Below are 24,440 nucleotides of genomic sequence, written 5' to 3'. Positions count from 1 at the left end.
AAAACGATTAATCTCGGCACAATATCAATTAAGACAAACATCGTGAACTCAACACCACATTGTATCCCCGCTTACTTTTCGTTACAATGGAAATGTATAGCACCTACTTCCACTCATTCGTTAAGGGAGGTGAAAAAATGTCTGATGTAAAAATTAGTATTCGTGACAAAGGTCCCTATCTCGTCAGCGGAACTGTTGAGTTAGTTGACGCGGAAGGTAACCGATTTGAGACCAAAGAACAATTTGCTTTGTGCCGCTGTGGACACTCACACAATAAACCATTTTGTGATGGAGCGCATCATGGACAGTTTGATGATTGCGTACGCGCAGTAAAAGTTCTCTAGTTTTTTTTCTAATTCTTTGCAGTGACGGCCAAACGTTCGTAGTATACTGTGTACGTGAGAGGTCGTCACTGGAGGGAAAAAGATGAGCTTTTTTCGCGAATTAGAACGCCTTGCCCAAGGCATTGGCAATGAGTTTGATCCTCAGCGCCAAGGGAATTATGGACAACAAGGCATGGGGGCTTACCCACCACAAGGTCAAGGAATGAACGGGTATGTACAACAGCAAGGAATGAACCCTTATCCTCAACAAGGTATACCTAATCCCCAACCCCAAATGCCTGATCACATCTGCCACGCTTGTCACGTCCCGATGAATTACCATGGCGCGCACGCTTTACGCACAGGCGGCTTATCGCGGGGTTTTGGACTAGCCGCTGACTTTTTGCTCGGTGGGCAAGATGAAGAATTAATTAATACCGCAATGGAGAAAAATGTCGTCCTGCACGTATTTGTCTGCCAAAATTGTGGTCGCGTCGAATTCATTAATGATCCACGCAAAGGGTTTTAACGATCCTCCTCTTTGTGCATAGGAGACTTAGCAAGTGCCCAAATGTTTGCAATGCCTAGGGCAAACGCCCCTACACTCACACCCCTCTTTGCGTACGATATGTCATGCGTGGAAAAGAGGAGTGAATGATGATGGGTACCTTTGGTGGATATACTCGTTGGGCGGTAGTGTTTCTGATTATCTTCGTGCTTTTTATCCTTTTAGTACCAAGTGGTATGGGAACCGGCGTTGTATCTACTGTCACTGGCTAGTCGCTAAATAAACCTGTCGCATAGAGCAGAACATCTCGCGCACAGCTACGTTTAGAAGTGCGCGAGATGACAATCTACATCGTACTTAAAGCCAGATTGTAATGGACACGCCCAATTGCTTTAGCTAATAACGGAGCGATCGGCAATACTTGAATTGCCATCTGCTGTAGCTCAGCACGCAAAGGCAAAGTATCAGTCACAACCACCTTTTGAATCGCCGAATGTGTTAACCGCTCTTCTGCTGGTGGTGAAAAAATACCATGCGTCGCGCACAAAATGGCTGGCCCTGCTCCCATCGCAACGAGATTTTCTACCACTTGCGTGATCGTTCCTCCTGTGTCGATAATATCTTCGATCACGACCGGAGTTTTACCTTTTACATCCCCGATTAAATGCGTGATCACAGCTTCATTGTGCCGTGGTCTGCCCTTATGCATGATGGCCATAGGAACATCAAGCATAGCTGCAAATTTTTCAGCCGTCTTCGCTCGCCCGGCATCAGGTGATACAACAACCGCATCGTGCAAATCTAATTTGCGCACCTCATCAGCTAAAATGGAGAGCGCGGTTAGATGATCGACGGGTATATCAAAAAACCCTTGAATGGCTGGTGCATGCAAATCTACTGTAATCACCCGATGCGCACCGACTTTAGTTAAAACATCCGCTACCACTTTAGCCGATATGGGCTCACGTGGAATCCCTTGTTTTTCTTGCCGACCATAACCAAAATATGGAATGATTACATTGATGCGGCCGGCTGAACTTCGCTTCAATGCATCAATCATGAGTAATAATTCCATAAGATGATCATTTATCGGCGGTGAAAATGTTTGCAATAAATATACGTCCACTCCACGAACACTATCCGGAAACTGAGCATATAGTTCTCCGCTACGGAATTTGGAGAGATGGACTTGACCGAGTTCTATGCCAAGATGCTGAGCCACCTGTCGAGCTAACTCTGGATGAGACGAGCCCGCATAGAGGCGAAACGTATTGGCTTCACGCCTGTCAATCATGTCAATGCCCACCCCCTATTTGAGAATACGTTTACATGCTTACTGTATCATCTCACGTCGTCAGTGTGAATGGCAGATCAACTAAAATACTGGCCTATTTCTAACAGATTGTTCACATCCGCTCAAGCGGAAACCGCAACGTAATCTCAGTTCCCACCCCTAGATTGCTTGCTATGTGCCACTTCCCCTGCATCGCTAAGACAATCCGTTTGGCAATCGCCAACCCTAGCCCCGTCGACATTGCACTCACGCTGTCCACTCCATTGTCCCCTTTTTCAACCCGCGTTCGAGCAAATTCACCGCGTACAAATCGCTCCGTGATCCGCGGCAACCATTCTGGCGCAATTCCGATCCCCGTATCCCGAATGACCAGTTCAACTAGATGACCACGAGTTTCCAAATGAAGAGAAACCTCTCCACGCTCCGTATACTTGTAAGCATTATCTAATAATATAAAAAGCAATTGTCGAATTCTCCCCGCATCTCCAAGTACGTAGATCCCTTGAGGAACTTGATAAGAAAAATGGATTCCCTTTTGTACATATAAGGGTTCATACAACTCCAAAACCTCAAGACATACTTCACTTACATGCACACGAGTGCGAATTGTAGCCACTTCTCCTGCATCCATGCGGGCTAAATCCAACAGGTCATCGACCAGACGACGCATCCGTTTTGTCTCTTTATAAATAGGTTCAATATCGTGCAGAAGGGTTTGATTTTCATTATCAATATGGCGCAACAATAGTTCTAAGTGAGTTTGCAAAACAGAAAGCGGTGTTCTTAACTCATGGGATACATCAGCGACAAATTCTTGCTCCCGCAGACGCGCTGCCATCAACGGACGCAATGTCCAGCGTCCCAAAATATAAGCACCCAACACGCTTAACAATAACCCTAATGCCCCGCCAATCACAAACAAAATGCCTAGGCGGCGCATGACTCCCTCTTCAGGACCAATATCATCTAAAACTTGTACTAAAAATTGCGAACCCCGAATCGTATAATTCTGAACGAGTAACTGATAATGCTCCCCATCAAAATACAAGCCGCGATACTGCTCTTTTGCATAAATTTTCGTACCATCAGGCTGCAACGTTTGCACCAAACGCTGCGAGTTCATCACCGCTTGAAGCAATTGATATCTGGAACCCTGCTTTTTCCACAGTGCATACAACACATCCTCATCACTCGGATGCAGTTGCTTAGGTACAAAATGCTCACTGTGATACGCTTGATCTGCGACCTGTTCTGCAAAAAATGCCAAACGCGCATGCTCTGCACGAAGAGTCTCAGCTTGTAAAACAAAATAAACAAAGATCGACAACGCACTCCATATGAAAGAGAGTACAACCATGTTAACTACTGCCAGACGCAGGCGTTGGCGGCGCATCAATCCCTTGTCTGAAGCCGATAACCGATTCCGCGCACGGTCTGAATCAAGGGACATTCTTCCCCCTCCAATCGCTTGCGCAACTTTGATACATAGGTCTCTAGTGTGTTCTCTAGCACTTCTGCTTCATATCCCCATAGACGATCCATAATTTGTTCACGCGTTAAAACCTGACGAGGATGTCGTAAAAATAACTCAAGCAACGCAGCCTCTTTAGGTGGTAAGACATACGTAACACCGTCTTTGATTAGTTCTCGCGCTTTGCGATGATATGTCACACCATCAACCATCAACAAATCAAGATCAGCACCTATTTTATCATAACGCCGCAAAAGCGCCCGAATCCGCGCCAATAACTCCGTCGTGGCAAATGGTTTCACAAGATAATCATCGGCTCCGTAGTCCAATCCCTTTACACGATCTGCCACTTGATCCCGTGCAGTTAAAACAAGAACGGGTGTGCCGTTGTGTTTCTCACGAAGTTGGCGTAGCAGTTCAAACCCATTAATCCCAGGAATCATTAGATCTAACACTAACGCATCATACAGACCACTCAAAGCTAAATGCAATCCAATTTCACCATCTGACGTTTGCGATACATCATACCCTTCTTCACGCAGTAACTTCTCTATCGCATGAGCAAGTGCCACGTCGTCCTCAATCACAAGTAGTTTCAGCACGATTCTTCCTCCGTATCTGTAAGTAAATGTAGCGACTCCACTTCACAAATGCACCAAAGTAAAGCTTCTGTCATCTTCCCAGCATGCAACAACTGCCCTTGATCTGTTATAACTAAGATCGAAAGGTCAGTCCGCACATGCTTTGGAATTGCAGAGACTCCTCGCAAATACACCACCTTTGACCAAAGTTCAGCTTCCGTGGCTGTGTCCGCAAAAACTGTGACTGAAGTATACCCGCAGCCCCCTGAGCGCTTGCTTTTTGGATCGATTAAGTGGTGATGGACGCTTCCTGATGCATCGCAAAAGCGTCGCTTACCATGTGAAGAAGTGCATACCGCCCCTGCGCCTTGTACCTCATAGACAGCCGCTAGGTGCGCGCCTGTGAAGGGCCATTCCACACCGATGCGCCAAGGCTCTTCACTTTCATTACGTCCGCGATATACAATATCTCCACCAAATGAAAGCAAGAAATCTTCACTATAGGGTTCAAGCAACTTTGCAACACGTTCTACGATATAACTTTTGCCGATTCCACCGAGGTCAACAGGAGCACGTAACGTAACAGCTTGCCGCATCGTGTCAAATATAATCCAGGGATCCGAATAAGAAATAGCTTCGGGAACGTTTGCCCCGCGATATCCTAACTGCTGTAAAATCGTCAAAACACGTGGATCAAATACACCTTGTGTGCATTCATAGGATTCATAAGCTAATACGAGAGATTCAAAAAGCCTATCTGTCACGCGTTGCTCCACACCTAATGAACGATTGAGTTGCGTCAATTCACTGTCTTCACGAAATCTAGAAAGTGCACGCTCTCCGCGGGATATTTCCTCATGTATCCACTCGCTAATTTGCTTTGTTGCGCAGCGTTGCACCTTTACCAAAACATCGATCTGTGTTCCGAGAGCTTGAAATGACTCCCTAACCCATTCGTTTTGTTTTTGAACCGAATTTTCCATGCATTATGAGATCTCCTGCTGCTTTTGTCTTGTTACTTGAAAACGGCGACGAACAAACGCATAACGCAAAAATGCGGCAACTAGGACGAGACCGCCAGACAGTTCATACATCATTTGCAGTTCTGGCGTGTCACTCCCGGTGAAAATGCCATGGAAAAAAACGAGGACAAAAGTAATCAAAGAGAGACGATGTATCGTCAACCATTTTCCACTCGGTAAGATTCGTGGAAAGCGTGCAGTGACCCCAACAACAATCATCAGATAGAGAGAAATTGTGCCAAGTAAGACAGGCAGTGGGCGATATCCCGCAAAACCCGGGACAAATGCGCCCAACAGCCCAATGTGCGCATAGCGATCAAGCAATATTGAACTGATGTGTAAGACAACAAATGCGAGCAAAAACACAGCCAAAACCCGATGTAAAGGGAAAAGCCATGCACTTTTACGCCATCGTTCGCGGTTAGGTGCGCTTGCAAGCACCATTCCCACAACGACAAGCCACGTAAGTAATAGATAAGCAGTGACGCCTGTTCCACGAGCGATGAGCCATGGCGCCATCTGAATAATCAAAGGAACTTGCAAAGAAGCTGTAAAAATTGTAAGTGCCGTGATCCCCACAAGTACAGCAAGCACAAGGGTCAACCAGAAAGTGGTCTCGACTTTCATCCCAACTTCCCTCCTTTTGCATCTTATATTTTAGGAAGCTCCCGTTACCGCTTGTACTGGTGGTGGCGCAACGGAATACGCAGGAGTCGTTGATGCGTTTTGCACATACTGTGTCAGCACACGCGGCGCAGAAGGGACAATAATAGGAGAAAGTCCATCTGCTTCCAGTTGCGCGTTCACCTGATTTATTACAGATTGATCTGCACGCTCTTGAGCCAATAGAGCTTGATATTTAGCAATCAAGGCACTGGATGCGTTTTTTTCTTTGAGCCACTGCGCCTTTTGTGCTGCGACTTGCAAGGCGATTGAACTCTCACTGCCAGAACCTCTCGTATTCATCTGAATTTCCTTTTCTGTAGCCTGAATTCCGATCTGCAGGGCGTAGTGATAAGATGAAATCGTAAAGACCGCTAACAGCAGTGGCCCAATCGAAAATAGCAATTTTTCATTAAAATAATTTTTCATAGACAATCCCCCAATAGCTCTAGACAAAGTAAGTTCTTTAGGAGCCATTACTCAGTTGGATGAGTCCACGTTGTGCAAGATCCTGCAGATGCTGTGTGTAGTCCCGCTGCATCACCAACAAATGATTCTCTACAGCGGCAATCGCGCTTTGCAACTGCGCGTTCATCTGCGCCACTTTGCGATTCGTAGCTTCTTCAGTTTGGAGTGTCTGTTTTAGCGCCACCCCTTGTTGCGAAATTCCTAATGGAGGCGTGTACCCTGGGGCCAATTGCACAATTCGCGGTATCTCTGCTGCAATGGCCACTAGAACAAGCACTACAATCGTCATTCGCATGCTTTTTTCCATCACAATCTTCACCCCGTCCCAAATCATACCGACAAATACTTAAAAAATGCTGGCGTTTACGCAATTCCACATTCAAAGGAGTTAATGATGACTACTAAACTCACTGCAGATGCAAAACCTAGAAACCAACAGAAACCAAGGTTAACTCGCTGGTTGACACTCTTGCTTGCGCTTGGGGCAGCCATTTCTGTTGCCAACATCTACTATTGTCAACCGCTACTAGCGCTAATGGGCCAAACCTTCCATGAAACTTCTACACAAATGGGATTTGTCGCGACTGTTACACAATTTGGTTATGCAGCAGGACTTCTATTTCTAACCCCACTCGGAGATATTTGGTCCAAACGCTCCCTGATTGTCATACTGTCTTTTACGACAGCCATCACATTATTCGCCTTATCCCAGGCACAAACGATTACGTGGCTTGAGGTTGCCAGCTTTCTTACTGGGATGTGGACCATTGTTCCGCAAGTCATCATCCCATTAGCAGTAGATCTCGCAGATGAAAAAACGCGCGGACAGGTTGTCGGTACAGTTATGGGGGGATTGCTTCTTGGCATTCTCGCCGCTCGGACCTTTAGCGGTGCAATAGGTCAATGGTTTGGTTGGCGAACTGTTTACCTCATTGCAACTGGGCTTATGATCGCTTTAGGAGTCATCATGTATTTTGCTTTGCCACAACTAACGGCCACTGCCAAGCTGACTTATGGCAAGTTGATGCGTTCGATTGCACAACTGTTCCTACAACAGCCGATCCTACGCCAATCTAGCATGATCGGTGGATCTCTATTTGGCGCTTTCAGTGTGCTTTGGACTGTACTCGCATTTCGCCTAAGTCAAAGTCCTTATCATTATGGAAGTGCGATTGTTGGACTCTTTGGCTTGGTAGGGATTGGCGGCGCGTTGATCGCTCCCATTGCAGGGCGAATCGCAGATCGCCGTGGCCCATCTTTTATGATTGGTGTGGGGATTTTTATCACATTTGCATCGTATGTCATGATGCTTTTAGGGGATGGAGTTTTATTGTTGTTGATTTTCGGAGTTCTGCTCCTCGATTTTGGCGTTCAAGCGAGTCAAATCTCCAATCAGGCACGCATTTACGCACTGGTGCCAGAAGCACGTAGCCGCGTCAATAGTATCTACATGGTGTCCTACTTTCTTGGTGGAACACTAGGCTCATTTCTCGCAGCGATCTCCTACGGCTTATGGCAATGGACGGGAGCTTGTTTAACCGCACTTATGCTTGTGAGCTTTGCAGGAACGATACATCTCGTCAAAAGGTGAACATAGCTTGGGTCCACTCTCTACCTTAACGAATCACCCCACGATAGAGAAGATTCAGGATAAAAATCGCCCAGAGTAACGTCGAGAGCGGTGCAATCAGTTGAAATGAAAAGTGTTTTGTTTTATGGCGAAACAGGCGCATAGCAAGCCACGTGCCAAGTCCTCCGCCAACAATCGCCAAGACAAGTAATGTCCGTTCGCGAATGCGACGCTTGCGACGTTGCTTCGAACGCTTCTTATCTGTTCGCATCAGCCAAAATGCCCATATATTTACAATGCATAAATATAGGAATAATAAGTTACTCCCCACCATTTACGCGTCGCCCCCGAACGTGTGTTTGCATAACTTTCATAAAAGTGATATATTTATTCTAGGAAGAATTGGATGAGAGGAGTCACTTCACCATGCGCCAAAGTGCACGTGAAAAACAAGAGGAGATCTTAAACTTTATTAAACAAGCTGTATCGTCAAGAGGCTATCCGCCATCTGTGCGCGAGATTGGTGACGCCGTCGGGCTAACTAGCACATCTACTGTACACAGTCATTTAGCAAAACTAGAACAGCGCGGTTTGATCCGCAGAGACCCGACTAAGCCGCGCGCGATTGAGATCCTCCGTGAAACTGCACCCGTACCAGATGCTGTAATGATCCCGATCGTAGGAAAAGTTACTGCGGGTCTCCCGATCACGGCCGTCCAAGATGTAGAAGATTATATTCCAGCACCTTTATTTCTCAAAGATCGAGACAACATATTTGCACTGCGCGTCATAGGCGACAGCATGATCGACGCCGGGATTTTCGATGGTGACATTGTCTATGTTCATCGCCAATCCAGTGCACACAACGGCGATATCGTTGTAGCACTTACAGAAGAAGACGAAGCCACGATCAAACGTTTTTTTAAAGAGGACCAACATATTCGCTTACAACCAGAAAACAAGACAATGGCGCCACTGATCTATCGGAACGTCACAATTGCTGGTAAAGTGGTCGGTCTGTGGCGCACAATGCCTTAACTAACGAAACGGCGGTATAACCTTCGTTTTTTAGTACATAGTGAGGTACTGCTCGCGTTCCCACGGATGAACAGCCGTTCGGAACATATCCCATTCGATCATTTTGGCCTCATAAAAATGTGAGTATGCATGTTCTCCTAAAGCTTCGCGCATGACTTCGTCATTGGCTAAGGCTTCGAGAGCGTCTTTCAACGATGCGGGTAAGCTATGAATCCCAGCACGTAATCGCTCCATCTCATTCATCACATAAATGTTCCGATTCACCGCGTGTGGCAAACGCAAATTACGCTCAATTCCGTCAAGCCCCGCATAGAGCATGACCGCTAACGCTAGATAGGGATTCGTAGATGGATCGGGACTACGCACTTCAATTCTTGTGCCTAGTCCACGTGATGCGGGAATTCGCACAAGCGGGCTGCGATTCTTTCCAGACCAAGCGATGTAACAAGGAGCCTCATAACCCGGAACGAGACGCTTATAGGAATTGATGATTGGATTTGTTATCGCTGTAAATCCAGGTGCATGATGCAAAATCCCCGCTAAATATTGTTTTCCTACCTGACTCAAACCAATCTCATCATTCTCATCGTAAAAAGCATTCTCCATTCCACGAAAAAGCGATTGATGACAATGCATGCCAGAACCATTAATCCCATAAATGGGCTTTGGCATAAACGTCGCATGCAAGCCAAATTGCCGTGCAACAGTTTTCACCACAAGCTTAAAGGTCATGATGTTATCCGCCGCAACGAGTGCACTCGCATATTTAAAATCGATTTCATGTTGTCCCGGTGCAACCTCGTGGTGAGAAGCCTCAATTTCAAATCCCATTGTCTCTAGTACCAAGACAATCTCACGACGACAATTTTCTCCTAAATCAACGGGGGCAAGGTCAAAATATCCCCCTTGATCATTCATTTCTGTAGTGGGATTTCCTTGTTCATCCATCTTAAAAAGGAAAAATTCAGGTTCCGGCCCGACATTCATCGTCGTAAACCCCATACTCTCTGCCTTTTTCAAAGCACGTTTTAATATCCCGCGCGGATCTCCCGCAAATGGAGTCCCATCCGCGTTATAAATATCACAGATTAAACGAGCTACCTTTCCTTGTTCGCCATGCCAAGGGAAGATCAACCAGGTTGATAAATCAGGGTATAAATACATATCCGATTCTTCAATTCGAACAAATCCTTCAATTGAAGAACCGTCAAACATGACGCGATTATCCAACGCTTTTTCCAACTGGCTGATGGGAACCTCTACATTCTTAATCACACCTAATAAATCCGTAAACTGCAAACGCAAATAACGGACATCATGCTCTTTCGCCATTGCGATAATATCTTCTCTAGTATATTGTTTGCGCACAATACATACCCCCTCGACAATCTGTCGATCTTCTCACTAACGCCGATCCCCATGAAAGAAGCGTGAGAGTTCCCCCTGAATCATCGAAACAGGATTCCCTCGTTGCCCAGCACGCTCTGAAAGTTCTTGGAGCAAGAGTTCATGCAATTCACTTTCTGAGAGTTCCGACCGCACCTCTTGTGCAGCTGCCTGCATAGCAGGGGTGTAATCGCTTTCAGTCGTCGGCTGTCCAATCATCGCCTTAATTCCAGCGATATTCAGCCCTTTATCAATCAAATTTTTAATCTCAAGCAAGCGCTCAACATCATTAAACGAGAACAGACGTTGATTCCCATGCGTTCGCTCCGGGTGAATCAATCCGTGCTGTTCGTAATATCGGATTTGCCGCGCTGTCAAATCAGTCAAGCGTTGCACGATTCCAATAGGAAACAAAGCAAGCTTACGCCGCATGGCATCATCCATTCGCTGATCCTCCTCATACATACCGATTGATCCCTAACACAAGATAAAATTCAAGAAGATTGAAGGCGTTCAGATCGTAGCATACCTTCCATTGTATGTCAAGAATAAATTAACACCTTTTGTTAAGCTAATGTTATTTTATGAACGATTTCTTCCTTATGCTATAGTCATCGATCAATCCCATTCGATCAAGAGCCTCCACAATAGCCAACTTCACATGTGAATAAGTGAGACCGCCTTGCAAATACACCACAAACGGAGGACGAATGGGTCCGTCAGCTGAGAGTTCAATTGAAGCACCGGAAATAAATGTCCCTGCAGCCATGATCACTTGATCCTGATATCCTGGCATATTCCACGGTTCTGGTAAAACATGCGAATCAATGGGAGACGATTGTTGTATTGCTTGACAAAATTGCACAACACGTGAAGCAGTTCCAAGCTTAATGCGCAATACGATATCATCGTGAGCTGCTTCTGGCTGTGGAGCACATTCCAAGCCAACTGCCTGAAACGCAGCCGCAGCAAAAATATTGCCCTTAATGGCCTGTCCAACAATGTGCGGAGCCAGAAATAACCCTTGGAAAAACAACCGATACTGCTCATACGACCCCATTTCTGCGCCTATACCAGGAGCTGTTAAACGGGAAGAGGCAAGTTGTACAGCTGTTTTTGTCCCGACGAGATATCCACCTGTTGGAGCGAGACCTCCTCCAGGGTTTTTAATTAGTGAACCAACTACTAAATCCGCCCCAACTTCAGTTGGCTCCACGATATCGGTAAACTCGCCATAGCAATTGTCTACCACCACAAAGAGATCCGGATACCGTTGTTTGATCTGTGCAATGGCCACACCAAGTTCTGCTACAGAAAGAGCTCTGCGCCACGCATAACCAGGTGAGCGCTGAAAAGCAACCACTTTGGTTGTCGCATCGATTGCCGAAAGCAAGGCAGATAAATCAATGTGCTCATCATTTGTCAAAGCAATCGAGCGAAAACCGATCCCAAAATCACGAAGTGTCCCCTGGTCACTGGTTGCACTTGAATCTGTCCCAATCACAGCCTGCAGTGTATCATAGGGTTGCCCTGTTGCATAGAGTAAAGTCTCTCCCGGGCGCAAAAGTCCAAAGTAAGCAATTGCAAGGGCATGTGTCCCTGATGCGATACTCGGCCGCACAATCGCCGCCTCAGCGCCAAACACTGACGCATAAACAGCTTCCAACTGTTCTCTTCCACGATCACCAAGTCCATAGCCAGTAGAGCCGTGTAGGTCACTTTCAGAAAGTTTTGCAGCAGTAAATGCACGCAAAACCTTCGCTTGGTTACGATCAATCAAGCGATCTACCTGTGATAACAGATGCACGATCGAACGTTCAATCTCCTCAATCTTGTTCCATTTCGTTTCGTTCATCACCGTTAATCCTCCAAAGAATCCGCGTAAGGAAGTAGAAATTCAGCAAAATGCCACGCCTCTTTTTCATCAACTTGCAAATCAATCACCACATGATTCTCTCGCTCGTGTAACTGCTCGACTTGTCCAAACTGATAAGCCAAGGCCACAATATCACCGCGATCTGAAGGAATCTGTAGTTGTAAAGGAACTCGCTGTCCTATGAGTTGGTCAATAGCAAATAAAACTTCCTCAAGCGTTGTTAACTCAAGCACAGAACCACGAATCACGCGATTTGCCAGCGGATCATGTAGAACGTCAAAAACGTGTACATCCATCCGATCCATCTTATTAAAGATACTAATGATCGGAACATGTGTTTTTAAAATCCCATTAATCACTTCATAGACGGTATGCATTTCTTCCTCGCGAAACGGAGAGGACGCATCAATCACATGAACAAGTACGTCGGCATCGAGCGTCTCCTCCAAAGTTGCACGAAACGCATCAATCAAATGATGTGGCAAATCCCGAATAAAGCCCACCGTATCTGTCACAACAAGCGTCCGTCGTAAAAACACAATTCGTCTTGACGTCGGATCCAAAGTGTCGAATAAGCGATTTTGTCCAGCATGCAAGCCCTTTTCTCCGTAACGTTTAGCTAAATTCGCCAATAACGTCGTTTTCCCGGCATTTGTATATCCTACGATGCCAACAGTGTACACTCCCTGTCGGCGCCTACGGCGCCTGAGTTCAGATCTTCGTTTGCCAGCCGCAGCGACAATCCCCCGCAATTTCGCAATTTCCTTACGGATGGTTCTGCGGTCTAATTCCAGTTTGGTCTCTCCTGGTCCGCGGGTTCCAATTCCACCCCCAAGACGAGATAACGCAGTCCCCTGCCCCTGTAAGCGCGGGAACAAATAAGAGAGTTCAGCCAGTCGCACCTGCGCTTTTCCTTCAAAACTGCGGGCACGCTTTGCAAAGATGTCAAGAATCAACTGGGTGCGATCGATCACGCGCATTTTACACGTGTCTTCCAAATTACGTAATTGACTGCCCGTTAATTCTGTTCCAAAAATAATGAGAGAAGCCGATTTCGCCTCAGCAACAGCACAAAGCTCCTGAAGTTTCCCCTTACCAATTAGTGTACGTGCCTGTTCTTCATGAAGGATTTGTTCTATTTCCCCCACGACCACGACAGAAACACTGTGCGTTAAATTGTTCAATTCCTCACGCATATGATTGCGCAACGCTTCGGAATCTACAGGACGAAACACGTGCACTAAAATTGCTCGTAGTGGTTGTACATCCTCATTCATGTCATAAAACTTCAGATTGATCCCCCCCTACTCAAGAACGAATAGGCATAGTTTTCTCTGTTTTCCTTTTCAATAAAATGTTTTAAGGCCCCTAGGCCACGATTCCACTTCGCGGAAGTAAAAAAAATTTTTTCGTGTCGCAACATTCCCTCTAGACGGCGTTTGCGCCGAGCTGTCAATAGGTCGACTTTCGCTACTACTAACACGTAGGGAACTTTGCGTGCATGCGCAAGTAAGTTGATTTTTTTATCAATTGGCGACAACCCCTGCTCATTCAGAGAGGTTGCATCGATTACATGGCATATAGAATCACTCGTAATAAGCAATTTTTGTGTTTTAACCATACCAGAACGCATTTCAGACGAAAACGCTGATTCTTCCGATAACCCGACTGAATCAAACAACAAGGCTCGTTGTGCCATGGTCTCACTCATCCCAATGCCAATTGTCTGCAGCTCAAAATGATGCGACTCTCCCGCATCGAGTGCTTGAAGCGTTTGTTGTACATCTAGCACATGTTCGGTACAATGACCATCTTCCCATTCTCGCAAAACAAATACGGACTTCATTCCACAGGACTGCGCAAGGCGAAAGCTAAGGTAGGTTTTTCCAACTCCCCGTTGCCCAATCACTAGGCATTGATTCATGGTCTACCTCCCCTCGAAAGTCAGAGCCGATGAGAGTCATTAGATCTTGACGCGTTTGTTCCTTCTGTTCTAAAACTCGCACGGCTTGCTTACGAATCGCTCGCTCCACCAAATTACGCACCGTACGAGCATTACTAAATTCCGCTTGCATCTGTTCTTTGCGCAGCTGCTGACGTAAACTGACAAGACCATCTGGCGCTAGATGATACTGGCGCTCTCGAATCATTGCAGAAGCAATCTGCACTAACTCCTGTACAGAGTAATCTGGAAAAAAAACATGCAATGGAAAACGGGAAGATAATCCCGGGTTAACCGACAAAAAATACTTCATTTCCATCTCATACCCTGCAAGGATTACCACTAAATCACGATTTCGATCCTCAATCCCTTTGACAAGCGTATCAATTGCTTCACGTCCAAAATCCTTCTCGCCGCCTCGTGCAATCGCATACGCCTCGTCAATAAATAAGATTCCTCCCATCGCCTGCTCTAACAGTGCACGCGTTTTTTGTGCAGTATGCCCAATATACTCACCCACAAGATCAGCACGTTCCACTTCAACGACGTGTCCTCGCGACAATACTCCAAGTGCACGTAAAACAGGTCCAAGTAATCGCGCTACCGTTGTTTTCCCGGTTCCTGGCCGACCTGAAAAAATCATGTGCAAAACTGTCTGATTTAATTTTAATCCTGCTTGTCTACGCAATCCCTGGACGACGAGATAAGCATACAATTCGTCGATTGTGCGCTTTACTTCAGTCAAACCAATCAACGCATGAAGAGGAGCAAGTAGTTTTTCTTTGTGTTGCAGTGGATCAAAAGATCCCTCGGCACAATACGCATCAAACGCCATACCCTGCGTCACTTTATCCCCTTCGCGCGTTTGAGTTGACACATATCCATTGAAAAAATCTGTTTGTGTAACCTTTTTGCGATTCAAACGCCCTTCATAGACTTGGCGCAGTTGATCTAACGAAGCAAATAGGTTCAGTTTGCCTCGTGCAAATCGATCTAAAATTGCATCGGTCTTGGTTTCATCAATTGGTGAACGTCCCCACTGCAAAGTCATCACCCGCTTACCCGGAGTGCTGTCAGTATACGCACATCCTTGAATATAGGTGAATGCCTAGGAACGCCGCAATACAAAACTCCCCGTAAGAATAATCGCACCCCCAATGACAGTGAGCAAAGTCACTGCCTTGCCAAGCCAAATCCACTGCAAGATCGCTGCAAAAAGCGGCTGTGGATAAAATGTAAGCGCTGCGGAAACAGCTCCAGGAACCCTTGCTAAACCAAACCCATATAAAATATACGCAATTGTACTTACAAATAAAACAATAAACAGAAGACTTAACCATTCTCCGACACGGAGTGTTTCAAGCGCGGTTGCAACAGACCAAGTGTGTGTAAAAAGCACAATCAACCACAAGAAAATCGCACCCACAAATGAAGTCACTGCGAGTACATCAAATAGCGGTAAACGCATGTACAATTTTCGCGATACAACACTGTAGAGTGCAAACGCTGCTGTACCAATCACTGCGTCAAAAATAACCTCTAAACTCTGGGTCCCTCGCGTCGCCGCTTGTAAACTGATGACCACAACCCCCAACAGCGCAATGACAAGACCTATCACTTGTCGCTTAGAAAGCCGTTCACGATAAAAGAAGTAGGCAAAGAGAGCAGTTAAGACAGGGGCTGCATTGACAATTAACAGGGATTCAACAGGTGGAAGCACCGCTAATGACCGATAATAGAAAAGCGGATAAAACACAGCAGAAGATAAACTCGCAATGAGCAACAGCAAACCATCAGACAACGTTAAGTGGTGCAGGCGCTTGGCAGCAGCGACGAGTGCAGGCGCAAACAGCACAGCGGTAAAAGCATACCGCCATGCAGATAAAGCAAGCGGGCTTAAAGCCCGCAACGCTGCCACCCCCACCACAGCGTGAGCGCCCCAAATTGCACTCACGACTAAAAGCACGAGATAGGGAGCCCAAGTTTTCATCCTCGCTTAGAACCACCGTCACCTAACCATTCACCTTCACAAATCCATGCGGCAGGTCCACGCATATACACATGCCCATCGTGCCCCCAGCGAATGCTTAGATCCCCACCTAAAAGGTGAACCACTACGGTTTCCCCGCGTTGCAAACGGTTTGTCAACACACCTGCAACTACGGCAGCACAGGCACCTGTGCCACATGCCATCGTGATCCCAGAACCGCGTTCCCATACTCGAAAATCTAATTCGCGATCATTTTTTGCCGTGACAAACTCAACATTTACGCGTTCTGGAAAGAGAGGATGATGTTCCAATTTTGGTCCAATACCCGCAACGTCAATTTTTGTCGCGTCATCGACAAAAATGACTGCATGCGGATTTCCCATAGATACACCCGTAAATTGAAACATTTCCCCACCTACTTCAATCGGCTGTAACAACGCCTGCTCATCTGGCGCTCCGCCAAGTACAGGCAACTGCTCCCTGCGCAAACGCGGCTCACCCATGTCGACAGTTACTTCTTCAACGACATCGCCCGCTTCATTCAAATGCAGCTCTAAGTACATCAGCCCGCCCTTTGTTTCTACCGTTAAACGCTCTTTTGGAACGATCCCTTTTTCGTATAAATACTTTCCCACACAGCGCAGTCCATTCCCGCAATTTTCTCCCTCTGAACCATCTTCATTAAAAATACGCATGCGCGCATCTGCAATGTGCGAGGGCCCCATCGTAATCATTCCATCCGAGCCAATGCCTGTATTCACGTTTGACACAGCCACCGCAAGTGGAGCAAATTCCTTTTCCTCTATCAAGGTGTCCCATAGATTCACATAGATATAGTTATTCCCAAGTCCATGCATTTTTGCAAACTTCATCATGCACCTCTCCCACCGTACAGACTTTTCCGCCCATTAGCGGACAACAAGATTAAAAATTTTACCCGGAACATATACTTCCTTTACTATTGTTTTATCCGCAATTGCAGTTTGGACCGACGGACTAGCAAATACCCGCTCCCGAACTTGTTCTTGTTCTGTCTCGCGGGCCACCTCAATTCGGTCACGTATCTTCCCATTGATCTGCACTACAATTACGACAGTATCATCCACTAAATAGCGTTCGTCAACCTCTGGCCACGAAGCATCAAAGACGGAACCTTGATTCCCTATTATTCTCCAACACTCTTCAGCCAAGTGCGGTGCAAGTGGCGCCAAACAAATCACCAGCGTATCTAATGTTTTTTGGTCTAGTGTCTCACTTTGTTCTGACAAGGCCGCAACATATTCCATAAATGCACTTACAACCGTATTAAATCGAAACCCTTCAATACGTTCAGTTACTTGCTGCACAAAACGATGCCGAAGCTTTCCGAGTGACCGCGATTCCTGCTTTTGCATTTGCGCTGCCGCATCGACGATCAATCGATAGGTGCGGGCCAAGAAACGGTGCACTCCTTCGATCGCACGTGGATTCCACTCCGCATCCACTTCAGGAGGCCCAACAAACAATTCGTACATACGTAACGTATCAGTCCCGTACTTCTCGACTAATTCCTCCGGACTCACTACATTTCCCTTCGATTTTGACATCTTTGCGCCGTGTAAGGTCATCATTCCTTGATTAAATAATCGAACAAACGGTTCATGAAATCCAATTACCTTGCGATCGTATAAAACTTTCGTAAAAAACCGTGCATAGAGCAAGTGCAGTACCGCATGCTCGACACCCCCAATATACATGTCCACAGGCAGCCAATAATCTACTTTTTCACGATCAAATAGACGTTCTGCATTATGTGGATCCGCAAAACGCAAAAAGTACCAACAAGATCCTGCCCACTGCGGCATCGTATCCGTTTCACGTTTTGCTGGACCCTTACATTTTGGACAAGTCGTCTGCACAAACGATTCAATTGCAGCAAGCGGCGACTCCCCAGTACCAGTGGGTTCATAGCGCTCAACATCTGGCAATAAAACGGGAAGATCTTCTTCCTTTACAGGGACAATTCCGCAACGCTCACAATGTACGACAGGAATGGGTTCACCCCAATAACGTTGACGCGCAAACACCCAGTCGCGCAACTTGTATCCCACCGTTCGTTTCGCAATTCCCTTGGCCTCAAGATCTAAAACGACGTTTCGTTTTGCTTCTTCAACTGTAAGTCCATCATAAGGTCCTGAATTCATCAAGGTGCCGTCTCTGACATCTGCCTCTTGCATATTTTGTTCAGAAACCTCTTGCACTCCAGCCATTTTGATCACGCGCCGCACTGGCAACTGAAATTGCCGCGCAAACTCAAAGTCGCGTTGATCGTGTGCAGGAACAGCCATAATTGCCCCTGTCCCATAATCCATTAGTACATAATCAGCAATCCAAATCGGCAACAATTCGCCTGTCAAAGGATGTACAGCATATCCTCCCGTAAATACCCCTGTCTTTGTTTTATCTACACGTTGACGCGCCAACTGCGATTTCGCGAGTGTCTGTGTTACATACTCAGATACAGCTTGTTGCTGTTGTGGTGTTGTCAGCTCCGAAACAAGCGGATGTTCCGGCGCCAACACCATGTATGTGACCCCATACAATGTATCTGGTCGCGTCGTAAACACCGCGAGGCGCTTCTCTAGGCCATGCAATTCAAATGAAAGTTCCGCACCTTCACTGCGACCAATCCAATTTGCCTGCATTTTTTTCACTTTTTCTGGCCAATCCAGATCGTCTAGATCATTGAGAAGACGTTCCGCATAATCCGTGATTCGCAACATCCATTGATTCATGTTGCGTTTAGTCACTGGTGTTCCACAGCGCTCACAAGCGCCATCTACCACTTCTTCATTTGCAAGTCCAGTTTTGCAACTCGGACACCAATTAATAGGCATTTCTTTGCGATAAGCCAATCCCATATCAAACAATTGAAGAAAAATCCACTGTGTCCATTTATAATATTCAGGTGAACTAGTATTGATTTCGCGACTCCAATCAAACATCGCACCCATGCGCTTTAATTGCTCTTTAAAATTCGCAATATTGCGCGCAGTCCCTACCGTTGGATGAATCCCTTTTTTGATTGCATCATTTTCTGCAGGAAGTCCAAAAGCATCCCACCCCATCGGATGCAAGACTTCATAGCCATTTAAGCGCTTATAGCGACTCCAAACATCAGACAACACATATCCTCGCCAATGCCCCACGTGCAACCCTGAACCAGAAGGGTACGGAAACATGTCAAGACAGTAATATTTAGGCCGTTGCGATGTCTCCAAGGCACGGTCACGCCCAGTTTCTTCCCAATAAGATTGCCATTTTGCCTCAATTGTTTTTGCATCATAATTCATTGCGCAATCGCCCCCTTAAAAATACAAAAACCCCCACCCCCGTACAGGGGCGAGAGTTTCTCGCGGTACCACCCTGCTTAAGAACAGCTTCTTTAAAAAAACTATTCTTCGCTCAATTAGTCGATAGAGAGACTACCCGCCTTGCTCCAGGGCGAGCTTCACCTGCGCTGCGCACTTGGCTCGCACCACCCGCCAACTCTCTGCCTCGCACTCCTCAGGTTACTTTTCCCCTTCATCGCTCATATTGCATTTTATCGTCATAATATAACAAAAAGATTGCACAAGGGCAATCTTTCATAAGTAAGTCTGGCGGAGTGAGAGGGATTCGAACCCTCGATACGCCTTTAAAGCGTATACTCGCTTAGCAGGCGAGCGCCTTCGACCAACTCGGCCATCACTCCATAAAAATGGCTCCCCGAGTAGGATTCGAACCTACGACCCTCCGGTTAACAGCCGGATGCTCTACCGCTGAGCTATCGAGGAATAAAAAGATCAATCCATTCGACTAGATAACTCCATGCCTTTAAAAATTGATCATGGTGGAGATAAGCGGATTCGAACCGCTGACCCCCTGCGTGCAAGGCAGGTGCTCTACCAGCTGAGCTATATCCCCGAACTGACTGTTGTAGAATATCACAACTCAAAAAAGAATGCAAGAGCTTCAGTTAAAAACGATCTGTCTAAAAACAAAATTAGCTCTCGCAACAAAAGTCCCCCGGCGATACTCTCCCGCCGCAGATCTTCATTTGGGGTGAAACCCATAGTAAATGATAATGGGGACTAAAAAATTGATTGCGCCAATCAAAAAAAGTGTGACCGCCAGGTGAATCTCATTTCCATTCTGAATTTGCACGGCATCATGAAGTGGCTCTTTCGCGATTTTCCTTTGTGTGGAAATATACTTTCGCGAACTCGTCGTAAATAAGGGAATACTCGCCGCTCCAAGCAAAATCATGCCTAGCATGCCAAACCAATCATATTCAATCCGCCAATTCCCAGTCACTAGTGAAACAAGCGTACCAACTGCAGCAATGGAAAACCCTATCGCAACGCGAATGAAAATCGCTTGAAGAACAGCCACCGATTACGTTCCTCCCTTATACTCCTCACATTGTAACGATCACATCGCGAGATGCAACTCCTTCTCTCATTCTACGATCATCACACCGAGTGTCGCTCGCACTCTCTAAAATAGCCACCCAGCAAACATAGTTCATTACTTTAATAAACACAGCAATCGACTCTCACATGATTGTGCGATTTACTCTACATCTGTGCGATTTTCAACAACACTTAGCCATCCCTCTTTTACCGCTTTTTCTGCTATTAGCTTAAGCCGCTTACGAGCGTGCGCGCGACACACAGCAAAACTATTTTTCTCACATAACCGAACACTTTTATGTTAAACTATGTGATAAGCACGAAATTAATAGTTGCACAAACGATTGAGTTAGTATATTGTAAAAACAAAGATTTTATGCGAGGTTAGTAGTGCTCCATTGTAAGCGCTTCTCAATTTTAAAATGGGGACACGAGGACCGCGCAGTCACTGCGACTATAGTTTTGACAGTTTTGTAGTCTCATTGTAATGTAACTAGGTACAAAAATAAGGGGGTATCATTGTGCAAATGAAAAAGAAAATGGGCGTAAGTCTTGCTGCGGTCGCAGCACTTGGTTCGATCGCACTCACAGGATGTGGTAGCCAGGGAGCAGCGCCAGCATCATCCGGGACGACTCCAACTACCCAATCTGCAAGTGGTCAGCAGTTGCAAATCTTCAGTTGGTGGACTGGAGTTGCTAGTAGTAAAGCTCTTAAATCCCTAATTGGCGTTTTCAATCAGCAGTATCCTAACGTCCAAGTAGTAAATGAAGCAGTTGCAGGTGGAGCTGGCTCAAATGCAAAAGCTGTTTTAGCGAGCCGTATGGAAGCAGGAAATCCTCCTGGAACATTCCAAGTACACGGTGGAAATGGATCCTTGTTATCGTGGATTCAAGCAGGCGATATGCAACCTCTGAATTCCTTGTATCAACAACAAGGATGGTATCATGCTTTCCCACAATCACTTCTTAATTTGTTGACTGTAAACGGCAAAATTTACGCTGTACCCGTCGACATGCAACGCGCCAACGTACTTTGGTATAATCCAAGTATCTTCCACAAATACAATCTGACGCCTCCTACTACTTTTTCACAATTCTTTGCTGATGCTGCAATTTTAAAACAACACGGCATTACACCACTCGCTTTAGCCAACCACGGCAACTGGGAAGCTACACTGCTCTGGAGTGATGTGTTGCTCGGCACGGTCGGAGTAAACGAATACAACCAACTCCTCGATGGCAAAGCATCTTGGAATTCTCCTGGAGTGGTTGCTGCATCGCAGACGTTTGCGAAGATGTTGAGCTATGCTAATCCGGATTATTCGGCGCTACACTGGCAACAGGCTGACCAACTCGTCGCAGAAGGCAAAGCAGCTATGAACGTACAAGGCGACTGGGCACAGGGTTACTTTACGACAGATTTACATCTAACTCCGGGAACAGGCTTTGGTTGGGCGCCTACTCCAGGAACCCAAGGAGTCTTTGCAGCTGTAACCGACGTTTTTGGATTGCCTGCAAAATTGAAAAACGATACGCCAACTCTTGATTTCTTAAAAGTTCTTGGCTCTGAAAAAGGGCAAGACGTCTTCAATCCGCTAAAAGGAACCTTCTCTCCGCGGCTAGATGCAAATACCTCACTATACGATGCCTATTCTCGTTCCGCAATGGCATCTTATAAAAAGGATCCGTTGGTTCTTGTCATTGGCCAAGGCGGAGCAAATCCCGGATTTACAAATGCAGTAAATAATGCAATGGAGATTTTTGTGACAAACCATAACGTAAATCAGTTTGTCTCCGCGGTCAACAGCGCAGCACAAGCCAATCCGCTTAGCTAACTCACCCTCTGTTGCACGCAATCTTGAGCTGACAAAATCGGTATCGTCGCCGATTTTGTCACTCTTCTTGCTATCGTTGTTCTACATCCGAGAATGTCGGATGCACGGGGCGGACGCAGAGGCATAGGAGGACATGAATGAAAAGCGAAACCGTACCACTCAAGCAGACACAGCGCACAACAAAATTGAGAAAACATTCCAAGATTTCGTGGGATCACTTTTTTTCAATTACAACGCTTGCACCATCCATTATTTTACTTGGTGTATTTGTCTATGGTTTTATTTTTTGGACTGGATACGTCTCACTCACAAACTGGAATAGCTTTATACCAGATTTCTCGTTTGCAGGGCTAAAAAATTATTTTTTAGTTTTTGAAACATTTCGCTTTCAGTCGGATTTGCGTAATATTGTTGTATTTACCATTTTGTTTATCATCTCTTGTATAGTTATTGGATTGTTTTTAGCAATCCTAATTGATCAAAAGGTTAAGGCGGAAAGTCTTTTTCGGAGTATTTTTATCTTTCCAATGGCAGTTTCCTTTGTTGTCACAGGGGTCATTTGGTCGTGGATACTCAACCCCGAAACCGGTGTTAATCTTGTACTAAAAGCGATGGGATGGAAGCATCTTCCCTCTTGGTTTTTAAGTACGACGATCGTTCCAAACATTACTGTAGGACAAATTCAAATTGGCATTCCACTCGCCTTACTTGCCGTTTTAATCGCGGCTGTTTGGCAGATGTCAGGTTTTGCAATGGCTGTTTATTTGGCTGGATTACGAGGAATATCAGACGATATTAAGGAAGCTGCACGCATTGATGGAGCAGGATCGTGGCGCATTTTTTGGTCGATTATTTTACCGCAGCTGCGCGCGACGACAACAACTGTGATCATTATTTTAACAGCTGCGTCATTGAAAGTATTTGGACTCATTTACGCAATGACGGGTCCTGGGCAGGAATTTGTCACCGATATGCCGAGTATGAATATGTTTCAAACCACCTTCCAAGGTAACCAATTTGCCCAAGGGGCTGCAATCTCTGTCGTTCTCCTTCTTATTATGGCAGCCTTTATCGTTCCGTATCTCATTTCGACGTTGAAGCAGGGGGAAGACGAATAATGGAATTGCGCCTCGTACTGCGGAGGATCAACCGGACCCTGTTGTACTTGTTGTTGGTTGTGCTGGCATTGCTTTACCTTGTCCCCATTTATGTCGTTGTCATCACTAGTCTAAAAGATAACGCAGCCATCAGCCTGTCACACATGTGGTCACTTCCTGTTCATCCAAGCTTTGCAAGTATTCAATCCGCTTGGAATCAATTAGGTCCAAACTTTGGAAACAGTATTGAATTAGCCATTCCTGCAACCATCATCTCATCACTAATCGGTTCACTAAATGGCTATGCACTATCAAAATGGAAGTTTAGAGGTTCCAATGTCGTTTTCTTCATTATTCTTTTTGGTATGTTTATCCCCTACCAAAGTGTGTTGATTCCATTATTGCGCGTACTCGATTCGATTGGATTGTACAATACGATTGCTGGTCTCATCCTTGTACACAGCATTTATGGAATTCCAATTACTACTTTAATTTTCAAGAATTTTTATTCGGCGATTCCTATGGAAATTATTGAATCCGGAAAAATTGACGGGGTCGGATATTGGGGGATTTTTCGTCACATTATTTTACCACTTTCAATCCCTGGTTTTGTCGTCACGGGCATTTGGCAGTTTACTCAAGTTTGGAATAATTTCCTATTTGCAGTTTCTTTGACAAACCCACCTAACCAACCAGTCACAGTCGCACTAGTCAATATTGCAGGAAGTCAGACTGTACAGTGGAACGTTCAAATGGCAAGTGCTCTACTCGCATCACTTCCGACATTGATTGTATACATTTTTCTAGGAAAGTACTTTGTAAGAGGCCTTCTAGCGGGATCTGTAAAAGGATGATCTCCTACAAACTCTTATCAATCGATACTTAAAAAGCAGTGCGCAAACTGATCTGCTGTTTGCGCACTGCTTTCTTCTTTGTTCTCTCC

26 protein-coding genes, 3 tRNA genes and 1 other annotated feature are annotated in these 24,440 nt (G+C 45.8%); of the genes, 8 read left to right on the top strand and 21 right to left on the bottom strand.

Annotated elements, in window-relative coordinates; genetic code table 11:
• The first annotated feature begins 137 nt into the window (after positions 1-137).
• From BM613_RS04115 to BM613_RS15480, 3 genes are all read left to right on the top strand, one after another.
• The gene (locus tag BM613_RS04115) at positions 138-344 is read left to right on the top strand and encodes a CDGSH iron-sulfur domain-containing protein (protein ID WP_109429899.1); all 207 of its coding nucleotides are present in this window, start codon (positions 138-140) and stop codon (positions 342-344) included.
• Positions 345-426: 82 nt separating this feature from the next.
• Positions 427-852, top strand: a complete 426-nt coding sequence (locus tag BM613_RS04110) for a hypothetical protein (RefSeq protein WP_219930630.1) — start codon at positions 427-429, stop codon at positions 850-852.
• A gap of 128 nt (positions 853-980) precedes the next feature.
• Positions 981-1,103, top strand: a complete 123-nt coding sequence (locus BM613_RS15480; RefSeq protein WP_245926232.1) for a YfmQ family protein — start codon at positions 981-983, stop codon at positions 1,101-1,103.
• Between the two features lie 74 nt (positions 1,104-1,177).
• Here BM613_RS15480 and BM613_RS04105 read toward each other — a convergent pair whose 3' ends face one another.
• The 7 genes from BM613_RS04105 to BM613_RS04075 all read right to left on the bottom strand — a co-directional run bounded on the left by BM613_RS04105 (position 1,178) and on the right by BM613_RS04075 (position 6,649).
• Positions 1,178-2,125, bottom strand: coding sequence for a ribose-phosphate diphosphokinase (locus BM613_RS04105; RefSeq protein ID WP_109429898.1), 948 nt, complete (start codon positions 2,123-2,125; stop codon positions 1,178-1,180).
• 112 nt (positions 2,126-2,237) lie between these two features.
• On the bottom strand, positions 2,238-3,575 hold the full coding sequence (locus BM613_RS04100; protein WP_109429897.1) for a sensor histidine kinase: 1,338 nt from the start codon (positions 3,573-3,575) through the stop codon (positions 2,238-2,240).
• The gene (locus BM613_RS04095; protein WP_219930629.1) at positions 3,518-4,198 is read right to left on the bottom strand and encodes a response regulator transcription factor; all 681 of its coding nucleotides are present in this window, start codon (positions 4,196-4,198) and stop codon (positions 3,518-3,520) included. The genes BM613_RS04100 and BM613_RS04095 overlap by 58 nt, the downstream gene beginning before the upstream one ends.
• A complete protein-coding gene (locus BM613_RS04090) occupies positions 4,192-5,160 on the bottom strand; it encodes an FAD:protein FMN transferase (protein WP_109429896.1) in 969 nt (322 codons plus the stop codon). Before BM613_RS04090 ends, BM613_RS04095 begins: the two co-directional genes overlap by 7 nt.
• Before the next feature lie 3 nt (positions 5,161-5,163).
• Positions 5,164-5,826, bottom strand: a complete 663-nt coding sequence (locus BM613_RS04085) for a ferric reductase-like transmembrane domain-containing protein (RefSeq protein ID WP_109429895.1) — start codon at positions 5,824-5,826, stop codon at positions 5,164-5,166.
• Positions 5,827-5,856: 30 nt separating this feature from the next.
• Positions 5,857-6,291 carry a hypothetical protein gene (locus BM613_RS04080; RefSeq protein WP_109429894.1) on the bottom strand — a complete coding sequence of 145 codons (435 nt, stop codon included), beginning with the start codon at positions 6,289-6,291 and terminating at the stop codon, positions 5,857-5,859.
• Between the two features lie 37 nt (positions 6,292-6,328).
• Complete coding sequence (locus BM613_RS04075) at positions 6,329-6,649, bottom strand: hypothetical protein (RefSeq protein WP_219930628.1); 321 nt, start codon at positions 6,647-6,649, stop codon at positions 6,329-6,331.
• Positions 6,650-6,724: 75 nt separating this feature from the next.
• Here BM613_RS04075 and BM613_RS04070 point away from each other — a divergent pair, with 75 nt between their 5' ends.
• Positions 6,725-7,921, top strand: a complete 1,197-nt coding sequence (locus tag BM613_RS04070; RefSeq protein WP_181362877.1) for an MFS transporter — start codon at positions 6,725-6,727, stop codon at positions 7,919-7,921.
• A gap of 25 nt (positions 7,922-7,946) precedes the next feature.
• On the opposite strand, the gene BM613_RS04065 is transcribed toward BM613_RS04070, so the two are convergent.
• Positions 7,947-8,234 (bottom strand): DUF1294 domain-containing protein, encoded by a 288-nt coding sequence (locus tag BM613_RS04065; protein ID WP_109429891.1) that lies wholly within the window; start codon positions 8,232-8,234, stop codon positions 7,947-7,949.
• Positions 8,235-8,326: 92 nt separating this feature from the next.
• Here BM613_RS04065 and lexA point away from each other — a divergent pair, with 92 nt between their 5' ends.
• A complete protein-coding gene (gene lexA / locus BM613_RS04060; protein ID WP_109429890.1) occupies positions 8,327-8,938 on the top strand; it encodes a transcriptional repressor LexA in 612 nt (203 codons plus the stop codon).
• A 30-nt stretch (positions 8,939-8,968) separates the two neighbouring features.
• Here the strand turns inward: lexA and glnA are convergent, their stop codons facing one another.
• From glnA to BM613_RS03995, 13 genes are all read right to left on the bottom strand, one after another.
• On the bottom strand, positions 8,969-10,309 hold the full coding sequence (gene glnA / locus BM613_RS04055) for a type I glutamate--ammonia ligase (protein WP_109429889.1): 1,341 nt from the start codon (positions 10,307-10,309) through the stop codon (positions 8,969-8,971).
• A 33-nt stretch (positions 10,310-10,342) separates the two neighbouring features.
• Positions 10,343-10,768, bottom strand: coding sequence for a MerR family transcriptional regulator (locus tag BM613_RS04050; protein ID WP_109429888.1), 426 nt, complete (start codon positions 10,766-10,768; stop codon positions 10,343-10,345).
• 133 nt (positions 10,769-10,901) lie between these two features.
• Entirely contained in the window at positions 10,902-12,179 is a 1,278-nt protein-coding gene (locus BM613_RS04045; protein ID WP_109429933.1) for a methionine gamma-lyase family protein, read from the bottom strand.
• A 5-nt stretch (positions 12,180-12,184) separates the two neighbouring features.
• On the bottom strand, positions 12,185-13,477 hold the full coding sequence (gene hflX / locus BM613_RS04040; protein ID WP_109429887.1) for a GTPase HflX: 1,293 nt from the start codon (positions 13,475-13,477) through the stop codon (positions 12,185-12,187).
• An 11-nt stretch (positions 13,478-13,488) separates the two neighbouring features.
• Positions 13,489-14,124: a GTPase domain-containing protein gene (locus BM613_RS04035; protein ID WP_109429886.1), complete on the bottom strand. Its 636-nt coding sequence runs from the start codon at positions 14,122-14,124 to the stop codon at positions 13,489-13,491.
• Entirely contained in the window at positions 14,072-15,193 is a 1,122-nt protein-coding gene (locus BM613_RS04030; RefSeq protein WP_181362876.1) for an AAA family ATPase, read from the bottom strand. The genes BM613_RS04035 and BM613_RS04030 overlap by 53 nt, the downstream gene beginning before the upstream one ends.
• A 57-nt stretch (positions 15,194-15,250) precedes the next feature.
• Complete coding sequence (locus BM613_RS04025; protein ID WP_109429885.1) at positions 15,251-16,132, bottom strand: DMT family transporter; 882 nt, start codon at positions 16,130-16,132, stop codon at positions 15,251-15,253.
• A complete protein-coding gene (gene dapF / locus BM613_RS04020; RefSeq protein WP_109429884.1) occupies positions 16,129-17,004 on the bottom strand; it encodes a diaminopimelate epimerase in 876 nt (291 codons plus the stop codon). The genes BM613_RS04025 and dapF overlap by 4 nt, the downstream gene beginning before the upstream one ends.
• 36 nt (positions 17,005-17,040) lie before the next feature.
• A complete protein-coding gene (gene leuS / locus BM613_RS04015; protein ID WP_109429883.1) occupies positions 17,041-19,464 on the bottom strand; it encodes a leucine--tRNA ligase in 2,424 nt (807 codons plus the stop codon).
• 42 nt (positions 19,465-19,506) lie between these two features.
• Positions 19,507-19,709: a binding site (T-box leader), on the bottom strand.
• Positions 19,710-19,771: 62 nt separating this feature from the next.
• Positions 19,772-19,865: transfer RNA gene (locus tag BM613_RS04010), tRNA-Ser, on the bottom strand.
• 7 nt (positions 19,866-19,872) lie between these two features.
• Positions 19,873-19,947: transfer RNA gene (locus BM613_RS04005), tRNA-Asn, on the bottom strand.
• A 54-nt stretch (positions 19,948-20,001) separates the two neighbouring features.
• Positions 20,002-20,077 (bottom strand) — tRNA-Ala (locus BM613_RS04000).
• 129 nt (positions 20,078-20,206) lie between these two features.
• On the bottom strand, positions 20,207-20,545 hold the full coding sequence (locus tag BM613_RS03995; protein ID WP_109429882.1) for a hypothetical protein: 339 nt from the start codon (positions 20,543-20,545) through the stop codon (positions 20,207-20,209).
• Positions 20,546-21,092: 547 nt separating this feature from the next.
• On the opposite strand from BM613_RS03995, the gene BM613_RS03990 reads away from it, so the two are divergent.
• From BM613_RS03990 to BM613_RS03980, 3 genes are all read left to right on the top strand, one after another.
• Entirely contained in the window at positions 21,093-22,400 is a 1,308-nt protein-coding gene (locus BM613_RS03990; RefSeq protein ID WP_109429931.1) for an ABC transporter substrate-binding protein, read from the top strand.
• Positions 22,401-22,537: 137 nt separating this feature from the next.
• A complete protein-coding gene (locus BM613_RS03985) occupies positions 22,538-23,518 on the top strand; it encodes a carbohydrate ABC transporter permease (protein ID WP_109429881.1) in 981 nt (326 codons plus the stop codon).
• Positions 23,518-24,351, top strand: a complete 834-nt coding sequence (locus BM613_RS03980) for a carbohydrate ABC transporter permease (RefSeq protein ID WP_109429880.1) — start codon at positions 23,518-23,520, stop codon at positions 24,349-24,351. The genes BM613_RS03985 and BM613_RS03980 overlap by 1 nt, the downstream gene beginning before the upstream one ends.
• Positions 24,352-24,440: the final 89 nt, after the last annotated feature.

This window comes from Sulfoacidibacillus thermotolerans, assembly GCF_003144315.1.
Classification (GTDB): domain Bacteria; phylum Bacillota; class Bacilli; order Alicyclobacillales; family SLC66; genus Sulfoacidibacillus; species Sulfoacidibacillus thermotolerans.
This window is presented reverse-complemented; position numbering and strand designations above follow the sequence as displayed.